The 22,293-nt window shown below is 61.5% G+C and carries 24 protein-coding genes and 1 tRNA gene; 9 read left to right on the top strand and 16 right to left on the bottom strand.

Annotated elements, in window-relative coordinates; all coding sequences use genetic code 11:
• Nucleotides 1–17: 17 nt before the first annotated feature.
• The 15 genes from greB to LCH97_RS17060 form a co-directional block, all read right to left on the bottom strand.
• On the bottom strand, nt 18–578 hold the full coding sequence (gene greB, locus LCH97_RS17130) for a transcription elongation factor GreB (protein ID WP_227302699.1): 561 nt from the start codon (nt 576–578) through the stop codon (nt 18–20).
• Between the two features lie 61 nt (nt 579–639).
• Entirely contained in the window at nt 640–1,908 is a 1,269-nt protein-coding gene (gene rluB / locus LCH97_RS17125) for a 23S rRNA pseudouridine(2605) synthase RluB (RefSeq protein WP_227302698.1), read from the bottom strand.
• 101 nt (nt 1,909–2,009) lie between these two features.
• Complete coding sequence (gene scpB / locus LCH97_RS17120) at nt 2,010–2,600, bottom strand: SMC-Scp complex subunit ScpB (protein ID WP_017510122.1); 591 nt, start codon at nt 2,598–2,600, stop codon at nt 2,010–2,012.
• A 75-nt stretch (nt 2,601–2,675) separates the two neighbouring features.
• Entirely contained in the window at nt 2,676–3,188 is a 513-nt protein-coding gene (locus LCH97_RS17115) for a GNAT family N-acetyltransferase (protein WP_227302697.1), read from the bottom strand.
• 59 nt (nt 3,189–3,247) lie between these two features.
• Nucleotides 3,248–3,568 (bottom strand): YnfA family protein, encoded by a 321-nt coding sequence (locus LCH97_RS17110; RefSeq protein ID WP_017510120.1) that lies wholly within the window; start codon nt 3,566–3,568, stop codon nt 3,248–3,250.
• Nucleotides 3,569–3,724: 156 nt separating this feature from the next.
• A complete protein-coding gene (locus LCH97_RS17105; RefSeq protein ID WP_227302696.1) occupies nt 3,725–4,543 on the bottom strand; it encodes a ScpA family protein in 819 nt (272 codons plus the stop codon).
• Nucleotides 4,544–4,779: 236 nt separating this feature from the next.
• Nucleotides 4,780–5,976 carry a tryptophan--tRNA ligase gene (locus LCH97_RS17100; protein ID WP_227302695.1) on the bottom strand — a complete coding sequence of 399 codons (1,197 nt, stop codon included), beginning with the start codon at nt 5,974–5,976 and terminating at the stop codon, nt 4,780–4,782.
• A 20-nt stretch (nt 5,977–5,996) separates the two neighbouring features.
• Nucleotides 5,997–6,641 (bottom strand): site-2 protease family protein, encoded by a 645-nt coding sequence (locus LCH97_RS17095; protein ID WP_227302694.1) that lies wholly within the window; start codon nt 6,639–6,641, stop codon nt 5,997–5,999.
• Between the two features lie 18 nt (nt 6,642–6,659).
• The gene (locus LCH97_RS17090) at nt 6,660–7,280 is read right to left on the bottom strand and encodes an L-threonylcarbamoyladenylate synthase (RefSeq protein WP_227302693.1); all 621 of its coding nucleotides are present in this window, start codon (nt 7,278–7,280) and stop codon (nt 6,660–6,662) included.
• Between the two features lie 4 nt (nt 7,281–7,284).
• A complete protein-coding gene (locus LCH97_RS17085) occupies nt 7,285–8,169 on the bottom strand; it encodes a 3',5'-nucleoside bisphosphate phosphatase (RefSeq protein WP_227302692.1) in 885 nt (294 codons plus the stop codon).
• On the bottom strand, nt 8,156–8,392 hold the full coding sequence (locus LCH97_RS17080; RefSeq protein ID WP_227302691.1) for an oxidoreductase-like domain-containing protein: 237 nt from the start codon (nt 8,390–8,392) through the stop codon (nt 8,156–8,158). Before LCH97_RS17080 ends, LCH97_RS17085 begins: the two co-directional genes overlap by 14 nt.
• Nucleotides 8,389–8,607, bottom strand: coding sequence for an RNA-binding S4 domain-containing protein (locus tag LCH97_RS17075; protein ID WP_227302690.1), 219 nt, complete (start codon nt 8,605–8,607; stop codon nt 8,389–8,391). Before LCH97_RS17075 ends, LCH97_RS17080 begins: the two co-directional genes overlap by 4 nt.
• A gap of 218 nt (nt 8,608–8,825) precedes the next feature.
• Nucleotides 8,826–9,386 (bottom strand): AAA family ATPase, encoded by a 561-nt coding sequence (locus LCH97_RS17070; protein ID WP_227302689.1) that lies wholly within the window; start codon nt 9,384–9,386, stop codon nt 8,826–8,828.
• 478 nt (nt 9,387–9,864) lie between these two features.
• Nucleotides 9,865–10,863 (bottom strand): asparaginase, encoded by a 999-nt coding sequence (locus LCH97_RS17065; RefSeq protein WP_227302688.1) that lies wholly within the window; start codon nt 10,861–10,863, stop codon nt 9,865–9,867.
• Nucleotides 10,864–10,925: 62 nt separating this feature from the next.
• Nucleotides 10,926–12,248, bottom strand: coding sequence for a sodium-dependent transporter (locus LCH97_RS17060; protein ID WP_227302687.1), 1,323 nt, complete (start codon nt 12,246–12,248; stop codon nt 10,926–10,928).
• Nucleotides 12,249–12,625: 377 nt separating this feature from the next.
• Between LCH97_RS17060 and LCH97_RS17055 the strand changes: the two genes are divergently transcribed.
• Both LCH97_RS17055 and LCH97_RS17050 read left to right on the top strand, forming a co-directional pair.
• Nucleotides 12,626–12,699 (top strand) — tRNA-Gly (locus LCH97_RS17055).
• A 36-nt stretch (nt 12,700–12,735) separates the two neighbouring features.
• A complete protein-coding gene (locus LCH97_RS17050; RefSeq protein WP_227302686.1) occupies nt 12,736–14,910 on the top strand; it encodes an AsmA family protein in 2,175 nt (724 codons plus the stop codon).
• A gap of 222 nt (nt 14,911–15,132) precedes the next feature.
• Here the strand turns inward: LCH97_RS17050 and LCH97_RS17045 are convergent, their stop codons facing one another.
• Nucleotides 15,133–17,100 (bottom strand): cation:proton antiporter, encoded by a 1,968-nt coding sequence (locus LCH97_RS17045; protein WP_227302685.1) that lies wholly within the window; start codon nt 17,098–17,100, stop codon nt 15,133–15,135.
• A gap of 102 nt (nt 17,101–17,202) precedes the next feature.
• Here LCH97_RS17045 and LCH97_RS17040 point away from each other — a divergent pair, with 102 nt between their 5' ends.
• From LCH97_RS17040 to hpf, 7 genes are read left to right on the top strand one after another with little or no spacing between them, the layout of a single operon-like run.
• Nucleotides 17,203–18,177, top strand: a complete 975-nt coding sequence (locus tag LCH97_RS17040; protein ID WP_370630738.1) for an SIS domain-containing protein — start codon at nt 17,203–17,205, stop codon at nt 18,175–18,177.
• Nucleotides 18,178–18,185: 8 nt separating this feature from the next.
• A complete protein-coding gene (gene kdsC / locus LCH97_RS17035; RefSeq protein ID WP_147683046.1) occupies nt 18,186–18,710 on the top strand; it encodes a 3-deoxy-manno-octulosonate-8-phosphatase KdsC in 525 nt (174 codons plus the stop codon).
• Nucleotides 18,707–19,270, top strand: coding sequence for an LPS export ABC transporter periplasmic protein LptC (gene lptC, locus LCH97_RS17030; RefSeq protein WP_227302684.1), 564 nt, complete (start codon nt 18,707–18,709; stop codon nt 19,268–19,270). The genes kdsC and lptC overlap by 4 nt, the downstream gene beginning before the upstream one ends.
• Nucleotides 19,260–19,760, top strand: coding sequence for a lipopolysaccharide transport periplasmic protein LptA (gene lptA / locus LCH97_RS17025; RefSeq protein ID WP_227302683.1), 501 nt, complete (start codon nt 19,260–19,262; stop codon nt 19,758–19,760). Before lptC ends, lptA begins: the two co-directional genes overlap by 11 nt.
• Nucleotides 19,757–20,485: an LPS export ABC transporter ATP-binding protein gene (lptB, locus tag LCH97_RS17020; RefSeq protein WP_227302682.1), complete on the top strand. Its 729-nt coding sequence runs from the start codon at nt 19,757–19,759 to the stop codon at nt 20,483–20,485. The genes lptA and lptB overlap by 4 nt, the downstream gene beginning before the upstream one ends.
• A gap of 5 nt (nt 20,486–20,490) precedes the next feature.
• Nucleotides 20,491–21,894 (top strand): RNA polymerase factor sigma-54, encoded by a 1,404-nt coding sequence (locus tag LCH97_RS17015; protein ID WP_227302681.1) that lies wholly within the window; start codon nt 20,491–20,493, stop codon nt 21,892–21,894.
• Between the two features lie 59 nt (nt 21,895–21,953).
• Complete coding sequence (gene hpf, locus LCH97_RS17010) at nt 21,954–22,274, top strand: ribosome hibernation-promoting factor, HPF/YfiA family (protein ID WP_227302680.1); 321 nt, start codon at nt 21,954–21,956, stop codon at nt 22,272–22,274.
• Nucleotides 22,275–22,293 lie beyond the last annotated feature (19 nt).

Here is a 22,293-nt window from a genome sequence, read left to right as displayed (position 1 = left end):
GCATACAATAGACAGCCTTAATCCCCGATGCGCTGATAGCGCACCGCCAGAATCTCGATCTCTTCCTCGCCATCCGGGCCACGGAAATACACGGTGTCCCCTTCTCGTGCCTTCAGCAGCACGCGGGCGATCGGCGAAATCCAGCTGATATGGCCGCGCGACAGGTCGATCTCGTCCACGCCGACAATGCTCAGCGTCTGCTCGTTGCCGTTGCCGCGCAGGATGTCCACCGTGGCAGCAAAGAATACCTGGTCGCAGGCTTCGCGCCGCTCCGGGTCCACCACTTCGGCGATTTCCAGCCGTTTGGTCAGAAAGCGGATGCGGCGGTCGATCTCGCGCAGCCGGCGCTTGCCGTACAGGTAATCGCCGTTTTCCGAACGGTCGCCGTTGCTGGCCGCCCAGTTCACCACCTGGGTCATGTGCGGGCGCTCGTGCTTCACCAGCTGGTTCAGCTCCTGGCGCAACCGCTCCCAGCCGGCGGGGGTAATGTAGTTCTTGGTTGACGCAGGCAGGCGCTGCTCTGCCGGCAGATCGTCGTCGGCGTCTTCGTCCTGCTCTCGGGTAAAGGCCTTGCTCATGGTTACCTCGTTACAAAAACAAAACGCCCCCGCAACAGCGGAGGCGTTATCAGCGTGATGTCTAGTCGCGCTTGCCGGTTTTGGCCTGGCCGGTCGCCGTCAGGCCCGCCCATTTCATTACCGCTGCCACTTCCGCCTCGTTCAGCTCGTAGTACTGGCCACGCTTCAGGCGCGGAGGCAAGCCGATGTTACCAAAACGCACGCGGATCAGGCGGCTGACGGTAAGGCCGAAGTGTTCGAACATGCGGCGCACTTCGCGGTTACGGCCTTCGCGGATCACCACGTTGTACCAGCGGTTGGCGCCCTCTTCCGCGCCACCTTTTTCGCTAACGCGCTGGAACACTGCCGGGCCGTCTTCCAGCTCCACGCCTTTGGTCATTTCCTGCATCTGCTCGCGGGTCAGCTCGCCCAGCACGCGTACCGAGTACTCGCGGTCGAACTCGAAGCTAGGGTGCATCATGCGGTTGGCCAGCTCGCCGCTGGTGGTAATCAGCAGCAGGCCGGAGGTGTTCACGTCCAGGCGACCAATAGCTACCCAACGGCTGGATTTGGCTTGCGGCAGGCGGTCGAACACGGTGACGCGGCCTTCCGGGTCGTCACGGGTAACGATTTCGCCTTCCTGCTTGTGGTACATGATCACGCGTGGCAGGCGGTCGGCCCACTTCAGCTTGATCGGGTTGCCTTTGGCAGTGACGCGGTCTTGCGGGCCAACCTTGTCGCCCAGCGCGGCTTTTTTACCGTTTACCGTGATAAAGCCGGCTTCGATCCACTCTTCCATTTCACGGCGCGAGCCCACACCGGATGCGGCCAACGCTTTTTGCAGGCGGATCGGCTCGATCTTGCTGTAGTCCACGCGGGTTTCGCGCAGGCGGGCGGAGCGGTCGACGATTTCCTGCTTAGGAGCACGCAGTGCCAGCTTCTTGGCACGCTGTACTTTCGGGGCCGGGCCTTCGCGGCGGGCCTTGCCGAATTCCGGCTGCGGTGCATCGGTAGCCGGCATGGCGGCGTTTTTATTGCCAAAGCGGCGCTCGTGCTGCAGCGCGGCCTCGCCACGTACGGGCGCGGCGCGGCGGGTATCGTAGTTTACCGGGGCGCGACGGCCTTCCGGGTTGATCGGCGCGGCTTCACGGCGCGCAGCCGGTGCCGGTTTGCCCTGCGGCGCAGCCGGGGCGTTGCGCGGGGTCAGAAAGCTGCCGGTGGGTTTGCCACGGCCGGACGGCTTGCTGCCGCCACCGCTGCGGCCCATATCGGGCTGGCGAGGTTGGCCGCTTTCCTGGCCGCGTACGCGGGCCACGGGTTGGCGGGAGGTATTGCGTTGTCCTTTAGACATGGTGTTTCCTGTTTAGCTGTGCGGAAGGCAGCTGCGTGCGCAGGCTGAGTACTACCTTCCCGGCATGGCCTTGCCCGGCGGGGCCGGTGTGGGCGATGCGCTTATTGGGGCGCCTCATCAGCGAGGGGCTCTTCGTCCGGTGGCGCCGGCTCGCTGACCACCAGGGTGGACAGCTCGGCCAAAGGCGGCAAATCACGCAGGGTATGAAACCCGAGGTCGTCGAGAAACTTGTGCGTGCTGGCGTATAGCCCCGGGCGTCCGGGCACGTCCTTGTGCCCGATGACTTCGATCCAGCCCCGCTCCAGCAGGGTCTGCATCACACTGGTAGACACCGATACACCGCGTATGGCTTCGATATCGCCACGGGTAACCGGCTGTTTATAGGCGATGATGGCCAGTGTTTCCATGACCGCGCGCGAATAACGCGGCGGCTTTTCCGGCGTAAGCCGTGCCAGGTACGGGGTAAATTCGGCGCGAGCGCGAAAGCGCCAGCCGGAAGCCAGTTTCACCAGCTCTACCCCGCGGCCTTTCCAGTTTTGCTGCACCTCGTCCAGGATGTCATTGATCAAGGCCGCTTTCACGTCTTCGGTGAACAGCTTTTTCAGCTGGCCCACAGTTAACGGCTCCTGCGCGGTAAGCAGGGCGGTTTCCAGCACGATCTTCAGGTAATTGAGGTCGGTAATGGTGGACATGACAGCCACGAAACGGGCAAAGCAGAACGGAAGGCGCGGATTTTACACGATTTTTTGCCCGCCGGTACGGCTGTTTCAATACCTGCGCGACGGCAAATGATAGTAGCGCAGCCACGCCTCGCCCGGCCCCTGCGCCGTGGCGGTGAGCAGCACGCCACCGGCGCGGCTGATCACGCGTTGCGAAGCGGCGTTGTCATCGTCGCAGGTTATCAGCCAACCGCCGTCAAGTTGCGGTGCGCCGTGGCGCTGCACGTACGCCAGCAGGCTGCCGGCCACGCCACGCCCCCGTGCTGCCGGGTGCACTTCGTAACCGATATGGCCGCTGTGATCGAGAATGAACGGCGTGCATCCGTGCCGCAGGCGGATGGTGCCCAAAATGCCGCCCTGCGCGTCCAGCGCAAACCAGGTCTGGGTAGGCAGCTCGCCTGGCGGCAGATGGCGTCCGGCGGCTCGGTCCAGCACGCGTTGGTAAAACACCGCCGCGCTGTCATCGCTATCGCGGTAATGGCTGCAACCGGCAGCGCGGCACTGCTGGAAATACGCGGGGTAAGCATGGCTGTGCAGCACGCTGGCGGCTTCGATACGCATGATGGTCACCTGTTGGCCATTTATCGATATCGTAGCGTTTATCCACTTGGGCTAGCAAGCTAGCTACGCGGCGCCAGCATGATCACCAACATCCCTGCCAGACATAGTGCTACGCCAGCGGCATCCCACAGGGTTGGCCGCACGCCGTCCACCGCCCACAACCACAGCAGCGCCACGCTGACGTACACCCCGCCATAGGCGGCGTAAATGCGGCCGGACGCATCCGGGTGCAGCGTGAGCAGCCAGGCAAACAGCGCCAGGCTGGCCGCCGCCGGCAGCAGCAGCCACGCCGACGCGCCCTGCTTCAGCCACAGCCACGGCAAATAGCAACCGATGATTTCGGCTAGCGCGGTCACAACAAACAGGGCAAAGGTACGCATGGGGGCTTTCGTTTGAGTGGGTAGTGCTTCAGTAATGCGTGCGCGTGGCGTTGCCATAGTTAGCGCCATGGGTGTGATTGGCAGCAACAGTAAGGTTGGCCGCAAGAAGATACCCCGGATGCGATGCTGCCTTATCCGGATGAGGGGTATCTATCGCTACACCAGCGCGAGGCGCACGTAGATGGGCTGGTACGGTTCGTCCTGGCTGACCTTGATCATGCCCTCTTTCACCAGCTCCAGCACGGCGATGAAGTTCACCACCAGGTGGGCGACGCCTTTGTGGATGTCGAACAGCTCTTCAAACGCCACGTAGTCGCGGCCGTCCAGGTAGCGCAGGATCCAGCTCATTTGCTCGCGTACCGATAGCTCGTCTTTTTCTACCTTGTGGTGGCGGTTGTGCTTGGCGCGCGACAGGATGGCCAGCCAGGCCTGGCGCAGGTCCAGCGGGCTGACGTCGGGCAGGCGTTGCTCGGCAGACTGCTCTACCAGCACGGCTAGCCAGGCAAAGTCGCGGTCGGCTTGCGGCAGCTTGTCCAGCGCCAGCGCGGCCAGCTTCATTTGCTCGTACTCCAGCAGGCGGCGCACCAGCTCGGCACGCGGGTCGTCCGGGTCGTCTTCGCCTTCTACCGGCGGGCGCGGCAGCAGCAGGCGCGATTTGATTTCGATCAGCAGCGCGGCCATCAGCAGGTATTCGGCGGCCAGCTCCAGCCGGCCGTCGCGCATGGCATCGATATAGCCCATGTACTGCGCGGTAACCTCAGCCATGGGGATGTTGAGCACGTCCAGGTTCTGCTTGCGGATAAGGTAGAGCAGCAGGTCGAGCGGGCCTTCGAAGCTTTCCAGAATCAGCTGCAGCGCGTCGGGGGGGATAAACAGGTCTTGCGGCACTTCCAGCACCGGCTGGCCGAAAACGTGGGCGATGGGCACGCTGGCGGGCAAGGCGGGGGGCGTAAGCTGGAAGTCGGTGTCGGTCATGGTGTCTCGTGTCTGCCGCCGGGGCGTGGCAGACGGTGTGCATGGGTTAAACAGGCGTGCTACGCCATGGGCCGCTATTGTACGCCAGCTTGCCTGGCCACGCGGCAGGTGGCGGCATACTCGGCCAGCCGTTTCGCAAGCACAATGCGGCAAGGCCGCTGCCGGCGTGTGCCGGTAGCGGCCTTGTCGCGTGACAGGGTTGGCCGCATGTGGCTGCGGCCAACCCTGGCTAGCGCTTAGTAGCCCAGCCCCATGGCCTGACGCACGTCGTTCATGGTGGCGCGCGCCACCTGCTCGGCACGGGCGTTGCCTTCGGCCAGAATCTCCTGCACCAACTTGGGGTTGCTCAGGTATTTTTCGGCGCGCTCGAACATCGGCTGCTGCTCACGCACCACGGCGTCGATCACCGGCTGCTTGCAGTCCAGACAACCGATGCCGGCGCTGGTACAGCCGGCTTTCACCCATTCTTTGGTGGTGCCGTCGCTATATACCTCGTGCAGCTGCCATACCGGGCAACGGCTCGGGTTGCCGGCGTCGGTGCGGCGCACGCGTGCCGGGTCGGTGGGCATGCCGCGGATTTTCTTGGTTACCGCCTCCGGCGCTTCGCGCATGGTGATGGTGTTGCCGTAGGACTTGGACATCTTCTGCCCGTCCAGGCCCGGCATTTTGGAGGCGGCGGTCAGCTTTGCCTCGCACTCCGGCAGAATGATCTTGCCCTTGTTTTCCAGCCAGCCCATCAGGCGCTCGCGGTCGGCGCCGCCCAGGTTCTGGCTTTGCGCCAAGATCTCGCGCGCTTTTTCCAGCGACTCGGCGTTGCCGTCCTGCAGGTAGGCGGTGCGCAGCTGCTCGAACTGTTTGCCGGCCTTGCCGATTTTTTTGACGGCAGCCTTGGCCAGCTCTTCAAAGTTTGGCTCGCGGCCGAACATGTGGTTGAAGCGGCGCGCTACTTCGCGGGTCAGCTCGATGTGCGGCACCTGGTCTTCGCCCACCGGCACCAGGCCGGCCTTGTATACCAGAATGTCGGCGGCCTGCAGCAGCGGGTAGCCCAGGAAGCCGTAGGTGGTGAGGTCCTTGTGGCTGAGCTTGTCCATCTGGTCTTTGTAGGTGGGCACGCGCTCCAGCCAGCCCAGCGGTGTCACCATGGACAGTGCCAGGTGCAGCTCGGCGTGCTGCGGCACTTTGGACTGCACGAAGATGGTGGACTTTTCCGGGTCTACGCCGGAAGCCAACCAGTCGATGACCATCTCGTTGATGGACTTGCCGATGATGGAAACGTCGTCAAAGTTGGTGGTCAGCGCGTGCCAGTCGGCCACCATGAAGAAGCATTCGTGGCTGTGCTGCAGCTCTACCCAGTTCTTGATCACGCCGTGGTAGTGGCCCAGGTGCAGGCTGCCCGTAGGGCGCATGCCGGAAAGGATACGGTTGGCAAACATGTATGGCTTTCAGAAAAAGGTCAGGCTCTTACCAGCAGGTAGAGCAGGTTCAGTACGATTTCGATAAACGGACTCAGGATGGGCGACAGCGTGCGGGTAAATACCAGCGCCAGCAGGATCCACATGCCGTACGGCTCCAGGCGGGAATACTGGTACGCCAGGCCCGGCGGCAGCAGGCTTTCCACGATACGGCCACCATCCAGCGGCAGCAGCGGCATCAGGTTCAGCACCATCAGCACCACATTAATGCCGATACCGGCCTGGCTCATCAGCGCCAGCGGCTCGCTGTAGCTGTTGTTCATCACCACGGCCAGCTTGAATAGCAGTACCCACAGCACTGCCATGGCAAAGTTGGCCAGCGGGCCGGCAGCCGCTACCCAGCGCATGCCGGCGCGCACATTGCGCAGGTTGCCAAAGCGCACCGGCACCGGCTTGGCCCAGCCAAACAGGAAACCGCCTACCGCCAGGCACATCAGTGGCAGCAGGATGGTGCCCACCAGGTCGATGTGGCGCAGCGGGTTCAGCGATACGCGGCCCAGATTGTAGGCGGTGTTGTCGCCCCAGTACTTGGCCACGTAGGCGTGCGCGGCTTCGTGCAGGGTAATGGCAAACAATACCGGCAGTGCGTATACGGAAATCTTCTGGATCAGGTTGAGTTCTTCCAAGATGCGGTCCTTGCAGGTTTACAGACCCAGGCGCGCGGGGTCGCCCTTGCCCTGGCGAATCAGCGCCACGCCGTCGGTCATGTCGATGACAGTGGTGGGCTCGGTGCCACACCAGCCTCCATCGATCACCAGATCGACCAGATGTTCCAGCCGCTCGCGGATCTCGTACGGGTCGGTCAGTGGCGCGTCGTCCCCCGGCAGCTGCAGCGTACAGGACAAAATGGGCTCGCCCAGCTCTTCCAGCAGCGCCAGCGCTACCGCGTGGTCCGGCACGCGCAGGCCGATGGTGGCGCGTTTGGGGTGCAGCGTGCGCTTGGGTACGTCGCGGCTGGCTTCCAGAATGAAGGTGAAGCTGCCCGGCGTAGCCGCCTTCAGCAGGCGGAACTGCGCGTTATCCACACGGGCGTAGCTGGCCAGCGAGGACAGGTCTGCGCACACCAGCGTCAGGTGGTGCTTGAGGTCGATCTGGCGGATGGCCAGCAGGCGCTCCATGGCTTTCTTGTCGCCCAGGTGGCAGCCCAGCGCGTAACAGGAGTCGGTGGGGTACACCACCACGCCGCCGTCGCGAATAATCTTGGCCGCTTCGCGAATCAGGCGCGCCTGCGGGTTTTCCGGGTGAATCATGAAAAACTGGGACATGGCATTAGCTCGCTAGGTTGGCTGCAGGGTTGGCCGCAGGCTGCTGGATACGCGCGGCCAACGGTAGCCAGACCGGCTGGCAAATGGGGGGCAGCGGCTGAGTGCTGCCTACGTCGCGCCCGCCCTCGCCTGGCGCGTGAAAATCGCTGCCGGCGCTGGCGTACAGCTCATGGCGCTGGGCGTGCAGGGCAAACTTGATCATGTCGTCCAGGCTATGGCTACCGCTGGCGATTTCTATGCCCTCGCCGCCAGCGGTCTTGAAGTCCAGAATCAGCCGCTCGATCAGCGTGCGCCCCATATCGTAGCGCCCCGGGTGGGCAATCACCGCCATACCGCCCGCCGCGCGTATCCACGCTACCGCGTCTTCCAGGCTGGCCCACTCGTGCGGTACGTAGCCGGGCTTGCCGTTGGTCAGGTATTTGCGGAACACGGTTTTCACGTCTTTCACCTCGCCGCTTTGCACCAGAAAACGGGCAAAGTGGGTGCGGCCAACCATTTCCGGGTTGCCGGCAAACTGCATGGCGCCGTCAAATGCGCCGTGGATACCGGCTTTTTCCAGCGAGGCCGACATCTGGCGCGCACGCTCCACACGGCCGTCGCGAATGGACTTGAGCCCGGCTTGCAGCACCGGGTTGGCCGCATCGATGCCCAGGCCAACGATGTGCACGGTATGGCGCTGCTGCCAGCTCACCGACACCTCGACACCATTCAGGAAAGGCACACCGCAGGCAGATGCGGTGGCGGCCGCCTCGGCCAGGCCGGCGGTGCAGTCGTGGTCGGTCAGCGCCAGCAGGGTGGCACCGCGCTCGGCGGCACGGCGGATCACCTCGGCCGGGGCCAGGCCACCGTCGGAGGCGGTGGAGTGAAAGTGCAGATCAATGCTGTTCATCGGGGCCTTTGTTTGCCGCGCGGGCCTGGCGTGCGACTTCGCGCAGCTGCCAGGCGGCTAGCTTCTGGCGGTACTCGCTGACCGCAGAATCATAAATATCCCAGACACAAGGCTGACAGCCGCTATGGCAGCAGGCGTAATCGTCCGGCGTATCGGGTGCCTCTGGCTGCGGGTCGAAGTCGTCGTCGAACGACTCGGGGCCGATGGCTTGCAGGGTACTCACGCTGCGGCTACCACCTTGATGGTGAAGCCGTCGCCGGACACCAGCTGGCCGACGCGAATCTTGTTGGTCTTGCGCAGCTCTACCTGGCCATCTACCAGCACGTTGCCCTCGGCAATAAAGTGCTTGGCCATGCCGCCGGTGTCACACACCCCGCAGGTTTTCAACAAGTCGCACAGCGGGATGTAGTCGCCGCTCAGTTCGTAGACTTCGTTCATGGTTCTGTTCACAGTAGGTTGTACACACCACCTTTTGACAGGGCTGTGTGCCGGCTGTGGACAAGCGCCACAAGCCTTTGTTTGTTATTACCATTTTCTGGCTGACTATTTTTTCATCAGCCCGTTTTTACTTTCCACACCGCAGCGGGACAGGCTTGTGCACCGGCTGTGGACAACACAGCTAACTGGCTGAGCGGTAAGGCGAAAGCCAATGCTGCCTAAAAAACAGGCAGCTGCGGCAATGCACACCGTAGTGCCGCCCACGCAGCCGCCTCGCGTTGCGCCCCCTGCCCCGCCACCAGCTGATACGGCACATCCGCCGCCTGCAACGCCGTGCGGTACAGGCCAAACAGCCAGTCACGGCTATCGGGGTGGCTGCGTAGCGGGTCCGGCTGCCACGGCAGGTCGGGTGCCGCCAGCAGCGTCAGCGCGTAGCCGTGCGGCTGGTTCAGCGCCAGCAGTGCCGGCTCGGCCTGGCCAAAGGCCACCTCGGCCCAGATGCGGCAGGTCAGCACCGTGGTGTCGCACAGCAGTACCCTGGCACCGGCGTCGCAGGCGGCTTGCTCGGCGGCCAGCTGGCCGCGGGCAATAGCCAGGATATCGGCGGCACTGGGCTGGTAGGGCCGGGTGGCATAGTACGCTCGGGCGTACTCGGCTACCGCTACCGCCGCCACGCCGTGTTGCTGCAGCCGCTTGGCCAGCTGCGCGGCCAAGGTGCTTTTACCACAGGATTCCGGGCCGACAATGGCAATGCGTACGGGGGGGCAAACGTCAGACATATCCCACCTATTATACGCGGCAACCGCCCTGCCCTGTTACCCGCCTGCAGCACAGGCCAACGCCACAGGGCCGGCTATCCACAGTATGCGTAAAAACGCCCACATCCTGTGGGAGCAAGGGTGTGGGCGGACTGTGGAAAAGTGGTACAAGCCCATGATTTATAGAAACAAACACGGATCAGCCTATTTTTTAAGCAGAACCCTGCACACCAGGCTGCCAGTGCCCAACCCGCACCTTGATAAACAGCCCCAAGCCGGGTAACACGGCAAAACGCCCACACCCTGTGGGAGCAAGGGTGTGGGCGGGCTGTGGAAAAGACAGACAAGTCATTGATACGGCAGGCACAAAGCGCGGATGACTATTTTTTAATCACCCACCGTGCTTTATGCACGCCAGCGCTGGAAAGCGCTGTGGGGTGACTGTGGACAGATGTGCTAAGCCTATGAGGCACAATGCTTTTCCAGAGCTGACCATTTTTTAATCAGCCTGCGTAACTTCACCACGCAGGTTCGCCGCCCAGGCCTGGCGCAAAGCGGGTGCAGACAGGCCTTGCGACAACAGATACAGCAGCTTGGCGTTGGCCGCTTCCGGCGTCATGTCGCCACCGGCCAAGGCACCGGCTTGCGCCAGCGGCTGGCTGGCCGCGTACGCGCCCACCTCTACCGCGCCTTTGCCACACTGCGTCAGGTTCACCACCAGGCAGCCGCGCGCGCTGGCGGTGCGCACGCCGTCCAGCAGGGCGGCGTCGGCCGGCGTGTTGCCGTTGCCGTAGCTATGCAGGATGGCGGCCTGCGGGGTATCTGCGGCCAACCAGCGGCCAAAATCACCGGCCATGCTGCCTGGCAGCAAGAAGCCACTGCGGATGCTGGCCGGCTGCGGCTGCACGGCGCGGAAGGCGCCACTGCCACGGCGCCACTGCGCGGTGTCCCAGTCTGCGTGAATGCCAAAGCGGGCCAGCGGCGTAGCGTTCGGGCTATCGAAACCAGCAAAGCTGGCGGCGTCTACCTTGCGCGCACGGCAGCCGCGCAGCAGCAGGCGGTTAAAGGCGATGGCAACCTCGTGCAGTGCCGGCTGGCACGCCGCCTCGATGGCGTCGGCCAGGTTGCCCCAGCCGTCGCTGCGCGGGTGGCCCAGCGGCAGCTGCGAGCCGGTCACAATCACCGGTTTGGCCAGGTTTTCCAGCGCAAAGGCCAGCACGCTGGCGGTGTAGGCCATGGTGTCGGTGCCATGAATCACCACAAAACCGTCGTAGCGCTCGTAAGCGGCAGCCAGGTCGGCCACCAGCTTTTGCCAGTCGGCCACGGTAATGGCCGACGAGTCGATCAGTTGCGGGTACTCCACCACGTCCCAGCTCACGCCTTCGCGCGCCAGGCGCTGCAGCTGCGCCGGCAGGTAGCCCGGCACAGGTGCCAGGCCAGCGGGGGTGGGCGCCATGCCGATGGTGCCACCGGTATAGAGAATCAACAGTTTGCTCATGCGCCATGCTCCTTATCATGAAAAACGGCGTACCCCGCAGGGTAACGCCGTTTGGATGTGCATTACAGATTGTGTACCAGAATGCCCAGAATCAACACCGGTGCCACGTAGCGGCAGAAGCCGCGCATGGCCCGCAGCCACACCGGGGTCTGCCTGCCAGCGGCCAGCTGGCCTTGCACTACCGGCCATACGCGCCAACCGACAAAAACAGCCAGCAAGACTTCACCCAAAGGCATCAGCACATTAGACGTGACGTAATCCAGCAGGTCGAAAAACCCTTTGCCGAACACGGTGTATTCGCTCCAGATGCCCAGCGACAGCGATGCCGGAATGCCCAGCAAAAACACGCCTGCGGATACCAGCAGCGCAGCACGGCGGCGCGGCAGCTTGAACTCGTCCATTACCGCACTCACCACCACCTCCAGCAGCGATACCGACGACGTCAGCGCCGCCACCAGCAGCAAGCAGAAGAACAGCACGGCAAACAGCTGGCCACCGGCCATCTGCGCAAACACCGCCGGCATGGTGATAAAGGTCAGGCCCGGGCCTGCGGACGGGTCAAAGCCAAAAGCAAACACCGCAGGCAGCACCATCAAGCCCGCCAGGAAGCAGGTCATCACGGTAAGCGCAATCACCCATAGCGAGGAGCCCAGCAGCGGGGTGTCGCGGCCAACGTAAGAGCCGTAGGTAATCATCACACCCATACCCAGCGACAGCGAGAAAAACGCCAAGCCCATGGCGTCTACCAACATATTACCGGTGACTTTGCTGAAATCCGGCGTCAGGAAATACAGCAGGCCATCCATGGCGCCAGGCAGCGTGAGGCCGCGCACGATCAGCACCAGCATCAGCACAAACAGCGCAGGCATCAGAAACTTGGACAGGTTCTCGATACCCTTCTGCACGCCGCCCAGTACCACCGCCAGCGTCAGGCCGGCAAACAGACCGTGGTAGATCAGCGGCTGCACCGGGTCGGTAATAAAGCCATTAAACGTATCGCCCAGCACTTTGGCGTCGCTGGTCAGGATGCTGCCGCCAAGCGACTTGCCGATGTAGGCGATGGTCCAGCCACCCACCACACTATAAAAAGAGTAAATCAGGAAACACACCAGCACGCCGGTAAAGCCCACCCACGGCCAAGCGCGGCCGCCAAGCTGGCGAAAGCTGCCAATGGCATTGCTGTTGGCCGCACGGCCCAGCGCCATTTCACCCAGCATCAACGCCAGGCCTACCGACAGACAAATCAGCAGATAAATAAACAGGAATGCACCACCACCGTTGGTGGCTGCCACATACGGAAACTTCCAGATGGCCCCCAGGCCGATGGCGGAACCCGCCGCAGCAAGAATAAAACCGAGGCGCGAGCCCCATTGAGATCGAGACATACAGACTTCACTTCCAAACGGTAACGAAACAGGGCTGCCGGTAAGCACCCCACGCAAGCGCCACAATGCCGGTAAGCATCATGGCGATTCACACGCTCGTTGCCGGTCTTGCCAAGGCGGGTAGCTTGGGCAAGGTCCTGCAGCAGCCGGGTAGGCTGGCCCTGGGTGCGGGCGACGTGCCGGCCAGGTTGGCCGCGGTCACCGCGCAGGCGGGCGGAACGCACTGGCCCTTAAAAAGCCAGAACCGCCAGCGGCACAGCCTGCCTGGCGGTTTTGTATACGAAATACAGTACATAAAATACCATGTTGCCGCTTTTGCGTCAGCCACAGCCTTGCCTAGCCCCGCGGCTATGCGTATACTCGCGCTTCACCTGAGTGCGGGTGTAGCTCAATGGTAGAGCAGAAGCTTCCCAAGCTTACGACGAGGGTTCGATTCCCTTCACCCGCTCCATCCTGCCTTATCAATCACGCCGCAGACCCAATGCCCATGAAATGGAACTCTGGCCGGCTATGGCTCAAAACCGCTGTCTATAGTCTCGTTGCCCTGGTTTCGCTGCTGGCCATCGGGCTGATTCTGTTTTTCTTGCGTTTCGATAGCCAAAGCGTACGCAACAACCTGCAAAACTCGCTGGCAGACACGCAACGCACCGTGACCATCAACGGTAAAATTTCCCCCATGCTGTTCCCCTCGCCTGGCCTGGCCATTGGCAAGCTGGAAATCAGCGAGCCGGGCAGCCGTATGACCTTTGCGCGCATTGACGAAGTGGAAGCCCGCCTGGCCTGGCTGCCCCTGCTGTTTGGCGAGCTGGAAATCACCCATCTGGCACTGCACGATACGCAGATAAATCTGGTGCGCAGTAGCGACGGCAATATGAACTTTGCCGACCTGCTACGCCGCCGTAAAACCAGCAAATTCAAGCTGGATCTCGACACCATGACGCTGCGCGGTACCAGCATCAACCTGTCGGACCGTGTGAATGGCCGCTTGAGCCGCCTGGAAGAAGGCAGCCTGGACATAGAAGGCCTAAAATCCGACGCCCGCCTGTCATTTGGCGGCCGTTTGGTCAGCGGCAGCCAGGTCGTCAGCGTGGCGGCCAAAGCACCGTTCACCCGCCAGGACGATCAGGTCAGTATCGACCAGCTCGATGCACTGGCTATCAGCAGTACCGACAAACTGGGCGAAGTGCGCCTGGGTGCCGAAGGCCGCCTGAAGCTGAACTTTGGCACCCTGCTGGCCAGCGGTGAAGACATCAAGCTGACGCTGGACACCTCGCTACCCAAGGGTCATGCCGAAGCGCGCTTGCCACAAATCAGCGCCAGTCTCACCGAACTGACCACTCCGGCCGCCGCCATTACCGGCTCGGTAAATTACGCACGCACCCAGTACCGCTTCTCCAGCCAGCTAGCCGAGATCAAGCTCAATCGGGAAGGCGCTTATGCAGACCAGATGCTAGGCAACTTTGCCTGGTCGGTAGGCGGGCACGCCATCAGCATGAACCTGCGCGCGCCGCTCAGCCTGGCGGCTTACCACCAGCTGCGCCTGGAGCCGCTGGTACTGACCGCCCATCTGAAAACGCCAGTATTGCCACGCGGCCAACTACAGGCATCGCTGCAAGGCGCGCTGGACGGCGACCTGGCAGAAAGCCGGCTGAACCTGCGCGTAGCCGGCCAGCTGGATGGTGCCGCGCTGGCGGCCACCGCCACGCAATACGGTTTCATGCAGCCGCGCCACGAAGCCACGCTCACCGTAGGCAAGCTGGACCTGAACCGCTATCTGCCGGAAAACCAGGCCGAAAAAGCAGTTGCGCTGTTCCAGAACGGCTCGCCTTTCCGCCTGGACTGGATGGATTTCCTGAATGTGGACGGCAAGCTGTCGGTGGGCGAGCTGGCCATGGGGCGCTTCCGTATCAAGGGCATTACCGCCGATATCAAGGCGCGGCCGGAAAGCATTACGCTGGACCAGCTGGGCGCCGAGATCTACGACGGCAAGCTCAAAGGCAGCATGAAGCTGCTGCGCGACAAAGAGCCGCGCGTCGAGCTATCGCAACAGCTGATCGGTATGCAGATCAAGCCGCTGATGCTGGACTTGTTCGACTTTAACCGGGTAGAAGGCGCCGGCAATGGCTGGGTACAGCTGAATGCCCACGGCACCTCGCTGGCCGCCCTGCGCAATACGCTGAGCGGCAAAGTGGCCGTGCGTCTGGAAAAAGGCGCGCTCACCGGCATTGACCTGGTGTCGGCACTGCGCGACCTGCCGGGCGAGCTGAAAGACTGGAACAACAACAGCATGGTGGCGCAAGCCGACCAGAAAACCACCTTCTCGGCGCTGTCGGCCGGTTTCGAGCTGGATAATGGCATTGCGCGCAACCAGGACCTGAAACTGGATTCCTCGCTGGTGAATGTCAACGGCGGGGGCAAGTTCGACCTGACGCAGAGCATTGTGGACTACACGCTGAACGTGCGCGCCAACCCGCAAGCCTTCAAGCAGCTGAACGGTATCAATGTCCCGCTGAAAATCACCGGACAGATCAACAAGCCCACCTACTCGCTGGACTTCAACGCTATGGTCAAAGGCAAAAAGACCGAAGGTGAAAAGCAGCAGGCGCTGAAAAAAGAACTGACCAAGCAGATCACCACCATCCTGCCGGGCAGCAAGAAGTAAGCCCCCAACCGCCAAGCCTGGCGATAGCTGACAAGCCCTGTTTGCCACGCAAGCAGGGCTTGTTTTATCAACAACGAGCCAGCTAGTACCGATATCTCTGTAGCACGGCCCGACATACGGCAAACACGATGGCAGGCGCCATGCATCATGAAAAAAGGTTGGCCGCACAGTATTGCGGCCAACCTTTTTGTTTCAACACGCCAATACCAGCGTGGCTACCCATCAGCCCTGCAGCAGCAAGGTCTCGGCCAGCAGCAGCTGCTCTGGCTTGGCCAGCAGCACCAGTACATCGCCTTCACATAACTCGAAATCCGGGGTGAGCTCGGTGTAGCGCGTGTGGCCACGGCGCACGGCCTTGACCTCTACTTGCCGATCAGACAGTTTGATCGCCCCCAGCGGCGAGCCGATGGCGTGGGCCCCGCTGATCAGCTGCACGCTATGCAGGCGTGACATCTGGCTATCGTCGATACCATCTATCTCGTCACTGGCGCCACGGAAGAAGCCCTTGAACAGGTTGTAGCGCTCTTCACGTACGGTACGGATACGGCGCAGCACGCGCCCCAGCGGCACCCCCAGCACCACCAGCGCGTGCGAGGCCAGCATCAGGCTGCCTTCCATCACCTCGGATACCACTTCGTCTGCCCCCGCATGACGCAGCTGCTCGATATCGGTATCGTCGATAGTGCGCACAATGACCGGCAGATCGCTGCGCAGCTGACGCACCACGTCGATGATGCGCTCGGAAGCGTGGGTGTCGGCAAAGGTGATCACCACTGCCTTGGCGCGCAGCGCACCGGCAGCGGTGAGTACTTCGCGCTTGGCGGCATCCCCGAACACCACCGGGTCGCCCGCCTCACCTGCCTCGCGCACGCGCTCGGGGTCCAGATCCAGCGCAAAAAAGGAGATGTCTTCGCTTTCCAGCAACCGAGCCAGGTACTGGCCGCTACGGCCATAGCCGCAAATGATCACGTGCTCGTTCTTGCTCATGGTTTGCACCAGAATCTGGTGCAGGTCTACCGACATCAGCGCCCAGTCCTGCTTGATCAGGCGTTTGCTGATGCGGTCGGCGTACTGGATCAGGAACGGCGCTACCAGCATGGACAGCAAAATGCCGGCGATGGCGGCTTGCTCGATAGCCGGCTCCAGCAGCTTGAGGCTGCCGGACAGCGACAACAGCACAAAGCCGAATTCGCCACCCTGCGCCAACGCCAGGCCCGCTTTGAGTGCATCATTGGCGCGGTGCCCCATTACCCGCGCCAGACCAAACACCACCAAGAGCTTGACCGGCAGCAGCAATACCAGCATCAGCAATACGGCACCGGACTGCTCGAACAGCACGCCCACATCCAGCCTCATCCCCACGGTAATAAAGAAGAAGCCCAGCAAAATGTCGCGGAACGGCTTGATGTCCTCTTCCACCTGGAAACGGTACTCGGTTTCCGAAATCAGCATGCCGGCCACAAATGCGCCCAGCGCCAGCGACAAACCCGCCTGCTGGGTAATGAAGGCCACACCCAGGGTGATAAGCAGCACGTTAATCATGAACAGCTCGCTGGAACGCTGGCGCGCTACCAGGTGAAACCACGGCCGCATCAGGCGCTGGCCAAACACCAGCAGCAAACTCAGCACCAGCAGCACCTTCACCGCCGCCATGCCCAAGTCTGCCGCTAGGTGGTCCGAGTTGGCCGCAAAAGCAGGCAGCAGGATCAGCAAGGGCACGACGGCAATATCCTGGAACAGCAGCGTGCCCATGGCCAGCTGGCCATGCGGCTGCGCCAGCTCGAGGCGCTCGGCCAACAGCTTGCTGACTATGGCGGTAGACGACATGGTCAGCGCGGCGCCAATGGCAAAGCCGGCCAGCGTACTGCCAGTGAGCCAGCCGACAGCACCGGTTATCAGCAACAGGGTTACCACCACCTGCGCCAGCCCCACCCCGAACACCAGATGCTTCATGGCCTTGAGCTTGGCCAGAGAGAACTCCAGGCCAATGGAGAACATCATGAAGACAATGCCGATTTCACCCAGAAACTCGGTTTCCGGGCCTTCCGGTATCAGGTGCATCACGCCGGGGCCGGCCAGAAAGCCCACCACCAGATAGCCCAGCATGGGCGGTACGCGCAAGCTACGGCAGGCGGTAACCGCCAGAACGGCTACCAGCAACACCACTACTATGGGAAACAGGGAATGCATCGTGGGGGAGTGCTCCTCGCGACAAAAAACAGGCCAAGCAAAACTTGCACCCGCCAGGTAAGGTCGAACGATTATAAGCTGATATAATTGGTGACTATGGATATTGAGCAAAAACAACAGCAGCTGGCGCTGGCGCGCGAGGTGCTACACATCGAAGCGGATGCCATCGTCAGCATGGCACAGCGCCTGGGCGACGCCTTCCTGGCCGCCATCGACCTGGTACTGGCCTGCCCGGGCCGGGTGATCGTCACCGGCATCGGCAAGTCCGGCCATATTGGCCGCAAGATCGCCGCCACGCTGGCCAGTACAGGCACGCCGTCTTTCTTCATGCACCCTGCCGAAGCCGCCCATGGCGATTTGGGCATGGTCACCACGCGTGATGTCATTCTGGCGCTGTCCAACTCGGGCGAAAGCGACGAAATCATCGCCCTGCTGCCTGCGCTCAAACGCAAGGGGATCGCCATCATTGCCATGACCGGCCGCCCACAATCTACCTTGGCGCAAGAAGCCAATGTGCATCTGGACGTGGCGGTAGACAAGGAAGCCTGTACCCTGGGCCTGGCACCCACTACCAGCACCACCGCGGCACTGGCTATGGGCGATGCCCTGGCGGTAACCCTGCTGGACGCACGCGATTTCAAACCGGAAGACTTTGCCCTGTCCCACCCCGGTGGCAGCCTGGGCCGCCGCCTGCTGGTACACATCAGCGACGTGATGCACAGTGGCGATGCCCTGCCGGTGGTACACAGTGGCGCGTCGTTGAAAGACGCCCTGCTGGAAATGACCCGCAAAGGCCTGGGCATGACGGCGGTACTGGACAAAGACGGCCGCCTGGCGGGCATCTTTACCGATGGCGACTTGCGGCGTACGCTGGATCATTCGCTGGACCTGGCCGGCCTCACCATCGACGACGTCATGGGCAAGCAGCCCCGCACCATTGCGGCCAACCTGCTGGCGGCCGAAGCAGCCAAGGAAATGGAGCTGCGCAAGATCAACGGCCTGCTGGTGGTAGACAGCAGCGGCGCGCTGATTGGCGCACTGAATATGCACGACCTGCTCAAGGCAGGCGTGGTGTAAGGATTACCATGCAAAAAATGACTGACCTGGCCAAACGCACCCGCCTGCTGATCCTGGACGTAGACGGCGTGCTCACCGACGGCCGCATTTTCATTACTGCCAGTGGCGAAGAATTCAAAGCTTTCAATACGCTGGATGGCCACGGCCTGAAAATGCTGCAAGCCACCGGCGTACAGCTGGCCATCATCACCGGCCGTGCCGCCCCCAGCGTGGCACACCGCGTACGCGGCCTGGGCATAGACCACTACTACGAAGGCGTGCACGACAAACGCACCGCCTTTGCCGACCTGCTGGCCAAAACCGGTATCGCCGCTGAAGACTGCGCCTATATCGGCGACGACGTGATCGACCTGCCGGTAATGAGCCGCGTCGGGTTGGCCGTTGCCGTACCGGATGCGCCCAGTTTTGTCCGCCAGCACGCCCACTTTGTCACAGGCAACCGTGGTGGCCGTGGCGCCGTGCGCGAGCTGTGCGAGCTCATCATGCAAGCCCAGGGCAACTTTGACCGCGTCATGGCCAGCTACCTCGAATGAACCGTGCCGCCAAACTGTTTCCCCTTGGGCTGATGCTGGCTCTGGGCCTGCTGTCGTTCTGGCTGAATGTGCTCACGCAATGGCGCTCGCCCGAACAACACCAACTCGACCCGTCGCAGCCCGAGTACACCATTGAGCAGCTCAAGATCACCCGCTTTGACGAGCAAGGCGTACCTGTGCAACGCCTGAACGCCAGCAAAATGTGGAAGCTACCGCAAACCGAGCTGGTGTACATGCAGCAACCCGACCTGAAACAGTTCCGCCAGGGGCTACTGGACTACACCCTGCGCTCTGACCAGGGGCGATACGCCCGCAGTACCGGCCTGGGGCAGTTTGATGGCCATGTGAACGTGCTGCGCCAGCCGTACGGCCAACAGGCCGCTGTTCATTTGCAAACGCCGTCACTGCTGGTCAATAGCCAAAGCGGCATTCTCAGCAACCGGGCGCCCGTGACGATCGACGATGGCCAGTCGCGCATCAATGCTGTTGGCTTTTACTACAATCACCCGGCCGGGCAGCTGAAACTGCTATCTCAAGTAAGGATTTCCTATGCGCCATAGCCTGATGCTGTTGCTGGCACTCGGCACCGTATGCAACCCGGTATTTGCCGAAAAAGCCGACAGCAGCAAACCTATCGAAGTCAATGCCGACAGCGCATCACTCGATCAAAAGCAAGGTATCAATGTATTTGAGGGCAATGTCATCATTACCCAGGGTACGCTGAACCTGCGCGCGCAAAAAACCGTCGCCACACAAGATGCCAGTGGCCGCCAGAAACTGCTGGCAACCGGCAGCCCGGTGTACTTCCGCCAGAAACTGGACGGCAAGAACGAATTCGTGGACGGCAACGCCAGCCGCGTGGACTACGACTCGGCCAACAACACCGTCATTCTTACCGGTAAAGCCCAGGTCAAGCGTGGCAAGGATATCGTGAACGGCGAACAGATCAGCTACAACACCGTCACCGAGATCTACCAGGTCAAAGGCCAGAGTGCCAGCAATGGCAGCGGCCGTGTCACCATCATCCTTCAGCCGCAGGAAAAACCATGAGCCAAAGCCGGCTGAGCATCCAGCACCTGAAAAAAACCTTCAAGAAGCGCACTGTGGTGCGGGATGTCTCGATGGACATCGCCAGCGGTGAAGTCATCGGTTTGCTAGGCCCCAACGGCGCGGGTAAAACCACCAGTTTCTACATGGTGGTAGGCCTGATCGCGGCCGAAGCTGGCCAAATCCTGCTGGACGGTGAAACCATCACGCACTTGCCCATCCATAAACGGGCACGCCTGGGCCTAGGCTACTTGCCGCAAGAGGCCTCTATCTTCCGCAAGATGACGGTAGAAGAGAACATCCAGGCAGTGCTCGAAGTAGCCGGCTTGTCGGGTGAAGCGCTGGATAACGAACTGCAGCTGCTACTGGACGACCTCAACATCGGCCACCTGCGCGAAACCAATGCCATGGCGCTGTCGGGCGGTGAACGCCGCCGCGTGGAAATTGCCCGTGTGCTGGCCACCAAGCCGCGTTTCATCCTGCTGGACGAGCCATTTGCCGGTGTTGACCCCATCGCGGTGATTGATATCCAGAAAATCATTTCTTTCCTGAAAGAGCGCGGCATCGGCGTACTGATTACCGACCACAATGTGCGTGAAACCCTGCGCATCTGCGACCGCGCCTATATTATTTCTGAAGGCCGCGTGCTGGCATCAGGCCTGCCGGACGAACTGGTTAACAACGAACAGGTTCGCCAGGTGTACCTGGGCGAGCATTTCCACCTGTAAGCGAAATGAAACAAACCCTCCAGCTCAAAGTCAGCCAGCAACTCACCCTGACACCGCAACTGCAGCAGTCCATCAAGCTACTGCAAATGTCCACGCTAGACCTGTCCAGCGAACTGGAGCGCTATCTGCTGGAAAACCCGCTGCTGGAGCGCAGCGACGGTAGCGACAGCCCGCCAGCAGAAGGCGATGCCCCCGCGCCCCAGGAAAGCAGCAACGACACCGCAGAAGATCGCCAACAAGACAGTATGGAGCTCACCGACTGGGGCAGCGGCAGCAGCGGTGGCAGCCGCGATGGGGACGACGAATTCGACCCTATCCTCAACGCCCCATGCCGCCCCACCCTGCGCGAGCACCTCACGGCACAGATGCGCGAAACCCAGCTGGGGCAACGGGATAGCGCGCTGCTGGCATTGCTGATTGACGAGCTGGACGACGACGGCTATCTGCAAACTCCGCTGGAAGACGTTGCCGCTGAACTACCGCTGGAGCTGGATGTCGAAGCAGAAGAACTGGAAACCCTGCGCAAGCTCATGATGCAATTTGAACCCATGGGCATAGGCAGCCGTGACCTGGGGGAATTTCTGGCACTGCAGCTGGGCAACCTGCCACCGCACACGCCGTCACTCCCGCTGGCGCGTCTGCTGGCCGGCGAGCACTTGGCGTTGCTGGGTAGCCGAGACTACACCAGGCTGAAGAAAATCCTGGGCGTGGGCGAGGCCGAATTACGCGCTGCGCATAGTCTTATTGCCACGCTGAGACCACGGCCAACCAGTGGTTTTGACCAGGGCGAGACACATTATGTCGCGCCGGATATCCATGTAGTGCGCCGTGGTGGCCGCTGGGTAGCCCAGCTGAATCGGGGCTCGCTGCCAAAACTTCAAGTAAATCAGCTGTATGCAAACATGCTGCAGCAGCGCGACAGTAGCCATAATCTTTCGGGCCAGTTACAAGAGGCCAGATGGCTGGTAAAAAACATTCAGCAACGGTTTGACACCATCCTGAAAGTGTCGGAATCTATAGTTGAGAGGCAGCAAGCGTTCTTTGAACTCGGTGAAGTGGCCATGCGCCCGTTGATCCTGCGAGACATTGCAGATGAGCTGGGTTTGCATGAATCCACCATTTCCAGGGTAACCACCCAGAAGTATCTGCTGTGCAGCCGCGGGCTGTTCGAGCTGAAATACTTTTTTGGTAATGCACTGGAAACGGATAGTGGCGGCGAATGCTCTGCCACCGCCATCAAGGCGCTGATACGCCAGATTATCGACAGCGAGGACGGCAAGAAACCGCTCTCCGACAGCGCCATCGCCGACAAGCTCACGGCACAAGGTATTCAGGTTGCCAGACGTACGGTTGCCAAGTATCGTGAAGCTATGCAGATTCCGCCAGTTAGCCTTCGCAAGGCCTTATAGAAGTGCCAAAACACCGGTGCGGCCAGCCCGACCGCACTGTTAACAGAAGGAGTCAGGGTATGAACCTCAAAATTACCGGTCTACACCTCGAAGTTACCCCATCGATTCGTGAGTACATCGAGAGCAAACTCGAACGCATCACCCGCCACGTAGATAATGTCATTGGCGTTAGCGTGACGCTGTCGGTTGATAAACTGGTACAAAAAGCGGAGGTCAATGTTCATCTGGCAGGCAAAGACATTCATGTCGAATCGGAAGAAGCCGATATGTACGCCGCCATCGACACACTGATGGATAAACTGGACCGTCAGGTACTGAAGTTCAAAGAAAAACAAGGCGAGCACCGGGTTAATGCCCAGCAGGTCGATGCCACCTTGTAAACCAGCACGATGAATAGAA

The sequence above is a fragment of the Vogesella sp. XCS3 genome (assembly GCF_020616155.1).
GTDB lineage: Bacteria > Pseudomonadota > Gammaproteobacteria > Burkholderiales > Chromobacteriaceae > Vogesella.
This window is presented reverse-complemented; position numbering and strand designations above follow the sequence as displayed.